Genomic DNA, 11,548 nt, shown 5'->3' with positions numbered 1-11,548 from the left:
GCGTTCGGGGAACCGGGGGCGGTCCGCTACCGGCGGGCCGGGACGGGCCGCACCGGTTCCCCGGAACGCCCGCCGTTCAGCGCTCCGCCCGGCGAGCTCGCCGAGCCGGTGCGCGCACACCATCACCGGCCGGGCGCACCCGGCCTTCCGCCGGTCGAGCGTCGATCGCGCGAGGCTCGGACGGCCGGCGGGGCACCGAGGTGCCGTCGACGACGTCCTGCAGCTCCTGCTCCCGTTCGCTCATCCCGGCGCGCACGTCCGCACCGAACGAGCCGACGGCTCCCGCGAGTTCGCGCATGGCGCCGCCGAGCTGTTCGGCGACGCCGCTCGGGGTCGCCTTGCGGGCGGTCTCGTTGACCTTGCGGGTCACGAACACGCCTGCGGCGATACCGGCCCCGAACCAGAACATCCGCCTCACTTGCGTCCTCCCTTGCGGCGGGAGTGCTTGCCCCACGGCTCTTCCTTGCGCTTGCGGCGAGCTCGGAGAGCCTTGCTCACCCCGTACGAGAAGGCCGCGGTCTTCACCAACGGGCCACCCAGTGTAGCCGTGAACAGCGACGACAACGCCGAGACGTTGCCGCTGACCGTCTTGGCGTTGGCCGTGATGCCGTCCACCCGCTCCAGCTGGGTGTTGACGTGCGTCAGGGTCGAGTTGGCCCCGGTGAACAGCGGATCGGTGTTCTCGTGCGCCTTGCGGATCGCGACGGTCGCCTCGTCCAGCGTTCGGCCGAGCTTGACCAGCGGGATCGCCAGCAGCACGACCAGCAGCACGAACGCGCCCGCGACGATCAGCGCGGCGATCTGCGTGGGCGTCACGTGCCCTCCCGGTTTCCACGTGGTTTTCCTGCCACCGACGAGGATTCGCCGGTGTCTTGATCGCGCGTCACGTTACCGTGCCACCCCCGGGCGAGCGCTTCCGGTTCGTCGGCGCGTCCGACGGTCAAGCCGCCACCGGGGTGACCGGGCCGTTCCCGGTCAGCACGCCGACCACGTTGCGCGCGGCGAGCTCGGCCATCGCCGTGCGCGTCTCCTCGGTCGCCGAGCCCAGGTGCGGGACGAGCACCGCGTTGTCCAGCTCCAGCAGCTCCGGGTGCACGGCCGGTTCCTCTTCGAACACGTCCAGCCCGGCCGCCGCGATCCAGCCCGCGCGCAGCGCCGCGGCCAGCGCAGCCTCGTCCACCACCGGGCCGCGGCTGGTGTTGACCAGCACCGCGGACGGCTTCATCGCGGCCAGCGCCGCCGCGTCGATCAGGTGCCGGGTCTGCTCGGTCAGCGGGCAGTGCAGCGAGATCACGTCGGACTCCCGCAGCAGCTCGTCCTGCGGCAGGAACCGGGCGTCGAGCTCGGCCTCCACCCCGGCGGCCACCCGGCGACGCCCGGAGTAGGCGATGCGCATGCCGAACGCGCGCGCCCGGCGGGCCACGGCCTGCCCGATCCCGCCGAGGCCGATGATCCCCAGCGTCTTGCCCTGCAAGCCCGTGCCCAGCATGAACCCCAGGTGGAAGAACCACGGCGTGCCGGAGCGGATCAGCCGCTCCCCCTCCCCGAGCCTGCGGGTCGCCATCAGCACCAGCGCGAACGCGAGATCGGCGGTGGCGTCGGTCAGCACCCCGGGCGTGTTCGTCACGGTGACGCCACGGCCGGTCAGCTCGGGCACGTCCACGTTGTCGTAGCCGACGGCCACGTTCGCAACGACCTTGAGCTGCGGTCCGGCGGCGTCGGCGAACGCGCCGTCCACCCGGTCGCCGAGCATCGCCACGACCGCGTCGGCCCCGGCCACCACCCGGCGCAGGTCCGCCGGGTCCAGCGCCCGGTCCCGCTCGCAGACGTGCACCTCGCCCGCGGTGCGCAGCAGCGCCACGGCAGGTTCGGGGAGGTTCCGGGTCACGACGATCCGCACGGCGGCTCCTTCGATGCTGATGGCTTGGTTCCTGCGCTGCGGCTCACCCGCCGCGGACGATGCCGCGCAACTTCGGGACCCGCTCGGCCAGCACCCGCTCGGCGCCGCGCACCGTCGGCTCGTAGTAGTCGGTGCCGACGAGCTCGTCCGGCGCGTACTGCTGCTCCAGCACGCCCTCCGCGCGGTCGTGCGGGTAGCGGTATCCCTTGGCGTTGCCGAGCTTCTGCGCGCCCGCGTAGTGCCCGTCGCGCAGGTGCGGCGGCACCGGGCCGGCCTGCCCCGCGCGCACGTCGCCCATCGCCGCGTCGATCGCCGTGATCACCGCGTTCGACTTCGGCGCGGTCGCCAGGTGGATCGTGGCCTGCGCCAGCGCCAGCCTGCCCTCCGGCATCCCGATGAACTGCACGGCCTGCGAGGCGGCGACCGCGGCCTGCAGCGCCGTCGGGTCGGCCATCCCGACGTCCTCGCTGGCGTGCACCACCAGGCGGCGGGCGATGAACCGCGGGTCCTCCCCCGCCTCCACCATGCGGGCCAGGTAGTGCAGCGCGGCGTCCACGTCGGAGCCGCGGATGGACTTGATGAACGCGCTCACCACGTCGTAGTGCTGGTCCCCGCCCCGGTCGTAGAGCACCGCGGCCCGGTTCACCGTGGCCTCCACGGTGGCCAGGTCGATCCGGCCGGAACCGGTGGACGCGGCGGACTCGGCAGCCGCCTCCAGCGCGGTCAGCGCACGGCGCGCGTCCCCGCCGGCCAGCGCCACCAGGTGCTCCAGCGCGTCGTCGGCGAGCTCCAGCTTCCCGGCCAGCCCGCGCTCCTCGGCGACCGCGCGGCGCACCAGCTCCCGCACGTCGTCCTCGTCGAGGCTGCGCAGCTGCAGCACCAGGGAGCGGGACAGCAGCGGGGCCACCACGGAGAAGTACGGGTTCTCGGTGGTCGCGGCCACCAGCAGCACCGTGCGGTCCTCGACCGCGCCCAGAAGCGCGTCCTGCTGGGTCTTGGAGAACCGGTGCACCTCGTCGATGAACAGCACCGTCGCCTCACCGGAGCGGCCGAGGCGGCGGCGCGCCTCCTCGATGACGGCGCGCACCTCCTTCACCCCGGACGACAGCGCCGAGAGCGCCACGAAGCGGCGGCCCGTCGCGCGGGACACCAGGTTCGCCAGCGTCGTCTTGCCGGTGCCGGGCGGGCCGTACAGCAGGATCGACGCGGGGGCCGCGCCCTCCACCAGCCTGCGCAGCGGCGCGCCCGCGCCCAGCAGGTGCCCCTGCCCGAGGACCTCGTCCAGCGACCGGGGCCGCATCCGCACCGCCAGCGGCGCGTTCTCGGCCAGCTTCTCCCCGGCGCGGTCCTCGGTCTCGGCGCCGAACAACCCCTCGTCGAACAGCCCGTCGCTCACCCCGCCGACGCTACCCGGGACCCCCGACGCGGGCGCGCCAGAGGTGCCCGGTCGGGGCACCTCCGGCGCGGCGCTCGGACGGCCGGGGTCAGCGCACGCCCGCGGGCATGGCCACCTCGGTGCGGGCGTTGTCCCGCTCGCGCTGCGCGACCCAGTTCTGCACCGCCTGGTGGCAGGCCTGGTCCAGGTGCCGCACCGTGCTCAGATCCAGGTGCACGCTCTTGTCCGCGGGCACGTTCTCCAGCCGCTCCAGCAGCCTGGGCAGCCGCAGGAAGGTGGCGTTGCCGCCGAGCTCCAGGCGCAGGTGCCCGTCGTCGTGCTCCTCCTCCGTCACCGACAGCCGCGACACGTCGAAGGCGGTCTTCACGACCGCGGCGCCGAGGCCGATCAGCGTGCCGATGAGCAGGTCGGTGGACACGATCATCACCGCGGTCAGCACCAGCACCAGCGCCTCGGGCCGGTTCGTCCGCAGCATCTCGACGACCTTGTTCAGCTCCAGCAGCTTCCAGCCCGCCTGGATCAGCAGCGCCGCCAGCACCGCCGTCGGGATGAAGCCGAGCAGCCCGGGCAGCGCCACCACGAACAGCAGCAACCACACGCCGTGCAGCACGCGGGACGCCTTCGTCTTCGCCCCGGCCCGCACGTTGGCGCCGGACCGGACGATCACCGCGGTCATCGGCAGCGCGCCCAGCAGACCGCAGGCCGCGTTGCCCGCGCCCTGGGCGATGAGCTCCTTGTTGTACTGCGTCTTCGGGCCGTCGTGCATGCGGTCCACGGCGGCCGCGCTGAACAGGCTCTCCGCGGAGGCGATCAGCGCGAACGTGATCATGGAGCCGATCACCGCGGGGGTGATGGCGGCGGCCCACGCCTCGCCGGTGGGGATGTTGATGGTCTCCAGCAGCGAGCCGACCTCGGTCATCTTCAGCGGCAGGCCCAGCACCCACACTCCGGCGCTGACCGCGACGACGGCGACCAGCGCGGCGGGGATGCCGCGCACCTTCTCCGGCATCTTCTGCCAGCCGAACAGGATCACCAGGGTGACGACGGTGGCGCCGAGCCCGGCCAGCCCCTGCGGGGTGGTGAACATGGCCGCGACCAGGCCCGGCAGCCCCGCGAACTTCTCCGCGGTGTGCGCGGGCTGCTCCAGCCCGCCCACCGGGTACAGCTGGCCGAGCATGATCACGAGCCCGATGCCGGCCAGCATGCCCTGCACGACCGAGGGCGAGATCGCCCGGAACCAGGTGCCGATGCGGCCGATGCCCATCACGATCTGCATCAGCCCGGCCCCGAGCACGATCACCCCGAGCGTGCCGAGGCCGTGTTCGGACACCGCCGAGGCGACCAGCACGGTCAGGCCCGCGGCCGGACCGCTGACCTGCATGGTGCTGCCGGGCAGCAGGCCCACCACGATGCCGCCGATGACACCGGTGATGATGCCCAGCTCGGCGGGCACGCCGGAGGCGACGGCGACGCCGACGCACAGCGGCAGCGCCACCAGGAACACCACCAGGGACGCGCCGAGGTCGGCGCCGAAGGTCCCCTTCGGCCACTGCGGAACTCCGGAACCGGTGCGCCGCTCGGCGGACGCGTTGGTCTGAGTGGTCACGATGCACTCCATCGATGTCGGGAGGAGACGCCCGCGACCGCGCGGACGCGGGCGGGCGCTGAGCGGCGGGCGGCGGCCGTGGCGCGCGAACTCCGCGGGATCACCGCGGGACCTCCGCGCGGCACGCGGCCGCGCCCGTTCCGCTCGGGGAAGACCGGCGGTCCGCGGAACCGCGGGACGCCGGATCGCGGATCCACCGGTGCGCGCCGTTTCCGGACGCGCACCCGGGCGGGTCCGCATTGATGTGTTCGGGTCAGCGAATCGCGCCGAACGCCGCGTGGACCGCGCGCCGGTGCGCGGCCGCGATCACAGCGGCAGGAAGTCCACGTCGGCGGGCGAATCCGGGGTGCGATCCGGGCTGCGGAACACGAGACCGGTGTCGATCTCGTAGAACCACCCGTGCACCCGCAGATCGCCCTGCGCCACGCGGTCCCGGATGAACGGGTACTCGAACAGCGTGTCCAGCTGTTCCCGGACGTGGGCCTTGCTCTCGGAGCGCACCGCCGGGTCGGGCCCGACCGGCGCGGTCCGCGGCGGTTCGCCGGTGCCCAGCCAGGAGCGCAGCGCCGGCAGCTGTTCCAGGCCGCACCCGGCCACGCACTTCGCGGTCACGGCACCGCAGTGCGAATGCCCGCAGACCACGATCTCCGGAACGCGCAGTTGCAGCACGGCGTACTCGATCGTCGCCATTTCACTGGACGCGGAATCCGGGACGTAGTGCGGCACCACGTTCCCCGCGGTGCGCAATTCGAAAAGCTTTCCGGGTTCGGCCCCGGTGATGCGGGAGGGCATCACCCGCGAATCGGAACAGGTGATGAACAATGCCACCGGCTGCTGCCCGGAGGCGAGTTCCCGGCGGTGTGCTTCGGGGATCGTGCGCGGATGCCGACGCGCGTGGTCCACCAGGTGTTCGAAGTTCATTGCGCCGCCTCACTGAGCGTCTGAAGAGATCACGGGCCTTCGGTGTTCCGTTCCTGGAACACCGATCAGTGCCGGTAGACCTGCAGCACTGCCGGCGCGTGTCTCTCCCGGACGCACTGCGCGTCGCGCTGCGAGCACGCGTGCCCGCCGGATCGGGAGGTGGCGGGGGTGTGCCGCGCGGCGATGTCCTCGCGGAAGGCCCTCGGCAGCAGCTCCCGCGGCTCCGGCTCCCGGACCTCGCGCCGCGACGGCGAGGACGCCGCCGGGCGCTGGCGCAGCTTCTCGCTGTGCTCCTTGATCTCGTTCGTCTTGATCTCGGAGGTGTTGCGCACCGCCAGTTCCGCGCACAGCGTCGACTGGAACGGCACGACGACGGCGAGCAGAACCGTGAACAGCAGGAACACTCCTGCTCTCACGATCCTGATGCGCATCATGCCTCCTGGAACGGCGTGCGGTGGCGGCCTGCGGCCGAGGGGGTGGGGGCGACGGTGCCCGATCGGTACGTCCATCCGGAAGGCGCTCGCGCCATCGCGGCGAGCATTCGCTCCGATGTCCGCGCCCGGGGCGCTCCCGCTTCAGGAGGGGCGCGTCCACCGGTTGCTCGACACAACGTATCCGACTCACCCAGTATAAATGCAAGGGTGATCATCGCCCCAAAGATGAAGAAAGATTAATGCGCACAGCCGACCCACCCGATAAGACGCAGGAAGAGCGCTCGACATGCACGTTCCGCTACCTGTCCGGAGTCGAATCCGAAACGTGGACCCGTTCGAGTGGCATCGAGCGGACGCACGTTTCACTTCGATGAGATCTCAACGAAATCCGGATGTCCAGCACGTGACGTCGGGATCACGGCGACGTGGAACGGCCCCGGGCACCGGGATCGGTGCGCGGGGCCGCGGAAGAACGGGTCACTTCTCCTCGTCGCGGAACGCCGGGTAGCGCAGCAGCTGCAGCGCGCCGGCCCCGAACCGCTCCACCAAGGCGTCGACCATCGAGGACGCGTAGCCGGCCAACCCCGGCTCACCGCACTCCACCGCGTCGTCGCGCAGCTTGCGCCAGCGGTCCACCAGCGCCGTGCTCCGCCGCGGTGACGGCATGTGCAGGTCGATCGGCCGGTCCGACTCGCCCGTGCGGGGCAGGAACCACCACGTCGAGACCCACACCCACAGCACCTGCGCGTCGAACAGGCGGGGCAGCAGCACCTCGTCGTCGTCCAGCTCCGGCCACACCTCGGCGATCTCCGACCGCCAGGTCGCCAGCATCCCGTCCGCCAGGTTCTCCGGCAGCGAGTACGAGCACCAGGACGACGGGAACGGGTACTGCAGGTAGGCCGCGTCCAGCGCCACGTCCCGCACGCAGCCCCACTCGAAGTCCAGGAACCGCACCCCGGTCCCGGTCACGAGGCTGTTGTCCGGGCAGATGTCCGACGGGCTGAACGAGCGGTAGCGGCTCTGGTTCAGCAGCTCCGCCGCCGACTGCAGCCGGGCCGAGACCTCCGGCGGCGTGGGCACGCCCAGCGACTGCTCGATCAGGCCCGGCAGGTCTTCCAGCGAACGCACGATGTCCTCGGCCACCGGGTCCGCGCAGGACTTGGCGCCCACCCGGCGCATCAGCGCCTCGAAGTCCGCCTCCCGGCCGGCCAGCGTCGTGTGCAGGCGGCCCAGCGCCCGCGCCCACGCCAGCAGCGCCCGCTCCGCGGCCCGCGGGTCCTCGCCGAACAGCACGTCCGCGAGCGTGGAACCGCGTCCCAGGTCCTCCAGCACCAGCAACCGGCGATCGGCGTCGTGCGCGATCAGCTCGGGACCGACGCGGATCTCCGGGGGCAGCGCGGTCGCGAGCTGGCAGCTCGCCGCTTCGTGCGCGAACGGGTCCGAGCGGGCCTCCTCCGGGCATTCCCCGTAGTGCTTGAGCACCAGGGTCCGCGGCAGCTCGTACGGCGTCTCGGCGACCCGCACGCGAAGCACGACGGAACGCTCGCTGCCACCGAGGTCCTCGGCGTCGGCGAGGCGGACCGGGGCTCCCATGCGCTTGCTGAGCACGGCTTCGGCGGTGCCGACGGTATCGGTCACCGTGGTGCTGGCGGGCACACGGACCTCCGGAGGGCCGGAAGTGATCTCCACGCTCATCGTCTCCAGACACTACCCCCACAACCTGAACCCGAACGGGCAAGACCGGTCAAGTGCGCCACCGCAGGTAGTGGCGCGCGCACCGCACGTGCTCGTTCGGCCGTACCCCACTCACGCCGACGGGTACCGGAACCGGACCCGCGAGACCGTCGCGCACCGGTCCGGCGTTCCCACGTCATCCCGACGGAAGCGAGGCGGGCTCGCGTTGCATGGATTCGCGCGCGACATGCTCCGCCGGACGAAGAACGGGGCCGTGCTGCTCCGCGCAGCACGGCCCCGCCCTCGGTTCCCGGTCCGGCGGCTGCCGGGTCAGCTCTGCTTCTCGGTGAGCTTCTCCGTCGGCACCGGGTCCGCGCCCTTCGCGGCCGGCTTCGCGTCCACCCCGGCCTCCTTGCGCTGCTCGGCCGTGATCGGCGCGGGCGCGGAGGTCAGCGGGTCGAAACCGCCGCCGCTCTTCGGGAAGGCGATGACCTCGCGCAGCGAGTCCGCACCGGCCAGCAGCATGCAGATCCGGTCCCAGCCGAGCGCGATGCCGCCGTGCGGCGGCGGGCCGAACTTGAACGCGTCGAGCAGGAAGCCGAACTTCTCCTGCGCCTGCTCCTCGGAGATGCCCAGCACCGAGAACACCCGCTCCTGCACGTCCGCGCGGTGCACGCGGATGGAGCCGCCGCCGATCTCGTTGCCGTTGCAGACGATGTCGTAGGCCCAGGCCAGCGCGTGCTCCGGGTCCTCGTCGAACGTCTCCGCCCAGTCGGCGTTCGGCGCGGTGAACGGGTGGTGCACCGCGGTCCAGCGGCCGCTGCCCACCGCGACGTCGTCGCTGTCGGCGATCGGCGCGAACATCGGCGCGTCCACCACCCAGACGAACGACCACGCGTCGTGGTCGATGAGCCCGCAGCGCTCGCCGATCTCCAGCCGCGCGGCGCCCAGCAGCGCGCGCGACGGGGACCGCTCGCCCGCGGCGAAGAACACGCAGTCGCCCGGGTTCGCGCCGACCGCCGCGACCAGGCCGTCGCGCTCGGCGTCGGAGAGGTTCTTGGCGACCGGACCGGACAGGGTGCCGTCCTCGCCGACCAGCACGTAGGCCAGGCCCTTCGCGCCGCGCTGCTTCGCCCAGTCCTGCCAGGCGTCGAGCTGCCGCCGCGGCTGGCTGCCGCCGCCCGGCATGACGACCGCGCCGACGTACGGCGCGCGGAACACCCGGAACGGGGTGTCGGCGAAGTACTCGGTGAGCTCGGTGAGCTCCAGCCCGAAGCGCAGGTCCGGCTTGTCGCTGCCGTAGCGGGCCATCGCGTCCGCGTAGGTCATCCGCGGGATCGGCAGCGGGATCTCGTGCCCGATGAGCTTCCACAGGCCCGCGACGATCCGCTCGCCGAGCTCGATGACGTCGTCCTGCTCGACGAAGCTCATCTCGATGTCGAGCTGGGTGAACTCGGGTTGCCGGTCGGCGCGGAAGTCCTCGTCCCGGTAGCAGCGCGCGATCTGGAAGTAGCGCTCCATCCCGCCGACCATGAGCAGCTGCTTGAACAGCTGCGGCGACTGCGGCAACGCGTACCAGGAACCGGGCTGCAGGCGGGCGGGCACCAGGAAGTCCCGGGCGCCCTCCGGGGTGGAGCGGGTCATCGTCGGCGTCTCGATCTCGACGAAGTCGCGCTCGTGCAGCACCTCGCGGGCGACCCGGTTGATGTCGCTGCGCAGCCGCATGATCCGGGCCGGGCCGGAGCGGCGCAGGTCCAGGTAGCGGTGCTTGAGGCGGATCTCCTCGCCGACCTCCAGATGCTCGTCCAGCGGGAACGGCAGCGGGGCGGACTCGGAGAGCACTTCGAGCTCGGTGGCGTAGACCTCGATCTCGCCGGTGCCGATCTCGGTGTTCTCGTTGCCCTCCGGCCTGCGCACCACGTCACCGGTGATCCGGACGCAGAACTCGGCGCGCAGCCGGTGGGCGCGCTCGGCCATCTCGCCTTCGCGGAAGACCACCTGGGCGACGCCCGAAGCGTCGCGGAGATCGATGAAGATCACTCCACCGTGATCGCGGCGGCGCGCCACCCAGCCTGCCAGGGTGACGGACTGCCCGGCATGACCGGCGCGAAGCGATCCGGCCTCGTGCGTGCGCATCACGGGTACTGAGCTCCTCTTCAGGTCGACTGGTGCGACAACCGCCCTGCGGCGGTGCTGCGACGTCCGGGCGCGGCACGGCTCGGTGGCGACCGCGGACGTGAGGGGCACCAGGCTATCCAACGTGGCAGGGGCGCCGTCCAGCAGGTTTCCGCGCGCCGGTGCCGGTTTCGGCGGACCACTCCCGACGTGGCGCGGGGCGCCCGGAATCCCGGTGCGGCGGATGCGCGTTCTCGTCGAGACCCCGAGCACCGGTTCGCGCACTCGGGGAAGTGGAGAGGGCCGGGCGGAGCAAAGAACGCTCGGCCGAACACAAAGAGCGCGAATTGGCCTCACACTTTAGTAGGTGCGTGGAACCGAAACTTGATCGTTGCGTGCCCGAGTCTCACTCATTAGCGTAAGTTCGCGAGTTCGGCGGACACGAGGAGTAACCATGACCGGTCCGAAGACCGACATCCGTTCCACGTCGCGCACAGCCGTCCGCAGCGAGCCCGCCCCACCGGTATCGCCCGAGCTCGCTGAACTCCTGCGAACCGGACCGTTCGAGGTGGCGCTGCGCGCGGCGATCCGCGCCAGCAGGCTGAGCCTGGAACGCATCCAGCACCGGCTCCAGACCCGCGGCACGCCGGTGAGCATCACCGCGCTGAGCTACTGGCAGTCCGGCCGCAGGCGCCCGGAACGCCCCGATTCGCTGCTCGCGCTGCAACAGCTGGAGAACGTGCTCGGCATCCCGGACGGCGCGCTCTCGGCGCTGCTCGGACCGCCGCGGCCGCGGGGCCGCACCCGGCAGGCCGCGCACGACGCGCCGCCGCTGAGCGAGCTGTGGTCCGAGAACGAGTCCGCGGTGGAGCTGCTGACCAGGATCGACACCACGCACGACAGCAAGCTGACCCGGCTCTCGCAGCACGACGTCGTGCACATCGACGCCTACGGCGACCAGCGCATGGTGCGCGCCAGCAAGCTGGTGCGCGCCGAGGCCAACGGCGCCGACCGCTGGGTGGTGATGTTCGACGGCGCCTCGACGAGCCCGGTGTCGCCGACGATCCGCCCGCTGCGGTCCTGCCGCATCGGCCAGGTGCTCACCGACCACGCCCGGGACGTGATCGTGGCGGAGCTGCTGTTCGACCGGCCCCTCGAACGGGGCGAGACGATGCTGCTCGAATACGAGATCTCCGACATGCCGACCGGCGCGAACGAGCCGGAGCACACCTTCTGCCGGCTGTTCCGGTTACCGGTGCGGCAGTACGTGGTGGAGCTGGAGTTCGACCCGGCCTGCCCGCCCGACCACGTGGAGAGCTTCGTCGGCGACTCGGCCGCGAACGAGGTGGCGCCGCCGAAGCCGTTGTCGCTCGACCGGCACGCCCGCACGCACGCGGTGACGCTGGACTTCGGCATGGGCGTGTTCGGCGTGCGCTGGCAGCCGTCGCGCCGGGCCCTGCTCGACGGGCGCTGAGCCCACCCCCACCCGCGCTCCCCGACCG

Annotated in this window: 10 protein-coding genes; 1 reads left to right on the top strand and 9 read right to left on the bottom strand. The window is 72.1% G+C overall.

The features are described from left to right. Positions 1-76: 76 nt before the first annotated feature. The 9 genes from LCD33_RS27190 to aspS all read right to left on the bottom strand — a co-directional run bounded on the left by LCD33_RS27190 (position 77) and on the right by aspS (position 10,070). A complete protein-coding gene (locus LCD33_RS27190) occupies positions 77-418 on the bottom strand; it encodes a hypothetical protein (RefSeq protein WP_224978431.1) in 342 nt (113 codons plus the stop codon). Then, positions 415-816: a DUF948 domain-containing protein gene (locus LCD33_RS27185; RefSeq protein WP_224962481.1), complete on the bottom strand. Its 402-nt coding sequence runs from the start codon at positions 814-816 to the stop codon at positions 415-417. Before LCD33_RS27185 ends, LCD33_RS27190 begins: the two co-directional genes overlap by 4 nt. A 124-nt stretch (positions 817-940) precedes the next feature. Further along, positions 941-1,900: a D-glycerate dehydrogenase gene (locus LCD33_RS27180; protein ID WP_224978430.1), complete on the bottom strand. Its 960-nt coding sequence runs from the start codon at positions 1,898-1,900 to the stop codon at positions 941-943. A 43-nt stretch (positions 1,901-1,943) separates the two neighbouring features. Next, entirely contained in the window at positions 1,944-3,296 is a 1,353-nt protein-coding gene (locus LCD33_RS27175) for a replication-associated recombination protein A (protein WP_224978429.1), read from the bottom strand. Positions 3,297-3,384: 88 nt separating this feature from the next. Next, on the bottom strand, positions 3,385-4,902 hold the full coding sequence (locus tag LCD33_RS27170) for a SulP family inorganic anion transporter (RefSeq protein WP_224962487.1): 1,518 nt from the start codon (positions 4,900-4,902) through the stop codon (positions 3,385-3,387). A 306-nt stretch (positions 4,903-5,208) separates the two neighbouring features. Beyond that, entirely contained in the window at positions 5,209-5,823 is a 615-nt protein-coding gene (locus LCD33_RS27165) for a carbonic anhydrase (protein ID WP_224962489.1), read from the bottom strand. A 65-nt stretch (positions 5,824-5,888) separates the two neighbouring features. Beyond that, on the bottom strand, positions 5,889-6,239 hold the full coding sequence (locus tag LCD33_RS27160) for a hypothetical protein (RefSeq protein ID WP_224962492.1): 351 nt from the start codon (positions 6,237-6,239) through the stop codon (positions 5,889-5,891). 495 nt (positions 6,240-6,734) lie between these two features. After that, positions 6,735-7,952 (bottom strand): phosphotransferase, encoded by a 1,218-nt coding sequence (locus LCD33_RS27155; protein ID WP_224962494.1) that lies wholly within the window; start codon positions 7,950-7,952, stop codon positions 6,735-6,737. A 309-nt stretch (positions 7,953-8,261) separates the two neighbouring features. Then, the gene (aspS, locus tag LCD33_RS27150) at positions 8,262-10,070 is read right to left on the bottom strand and encodes an aspartate--tRNA ligase (RefSeq protein ID WP_224962496.1); all 1,809 of its coding nucleotides are present in this window, start codon (positions 10,068-10,070) and stop codon (positions 8,262-8,264) included. A gap of 430 nt (positions 10,071-10,500) precedes the next feature. Between aspS and LCD33_RS27145 the strand changes: the two genes are divergently transcribed. Continuing rightward, positions 10,501-11,520, top strand: coding sequence for a hypothetical protein (locus tag LCD33_RS27145; protein WP_224962498.1), 1,020 nt, complete (start codon positions 10,501-10,503; stop codon positions 11,518-11,520). Positions 11,521-11,548 lie beyond the last annotated feature (28 nt).

The sequence above is a fragment of the Saccharopolyspora sp. 7B genome (assembly GCF_020177435.1).
Classification (GTDB): Bacteria; Actinomycetota; Actinomycetes; order Mycobacteriales; family Pseudonocardiaceae; genus Saccharopolyspora_C; species Saccharopolyspora_C gregorii.
Note: the sequence above shows the minus strand (reverse complement) of the source record. Positions and strands in the feature narration are given on the sequence as shown.

What these genes read in the sequence shown, in the direction of transcription:
- LCD33_RS27155 (WP_224962494.1), bottom strand. Translation starts at nt 7,952, where the DNA reads ATGAGCGTGGAGATCACTTCCGGCCCTCCGGAGGTCCGTGTGCCCGCC.
- LCD33_RS27165 (WP_224962489.1), bottom strand. Translation starts at nt 5,823, where the DNA reads ATGAACTTCGAACACCTGGTGGACCACGCGCGTCGGCATCCGCGCACG.
- LCD33_RS27145 (WP_224962498.1), top strand. Translation starts at nt 10,501, where the DNA reads ATGACCGGTCCGAAGACCGACATCCGTTCCACGTCGCGCACAGCCGTC.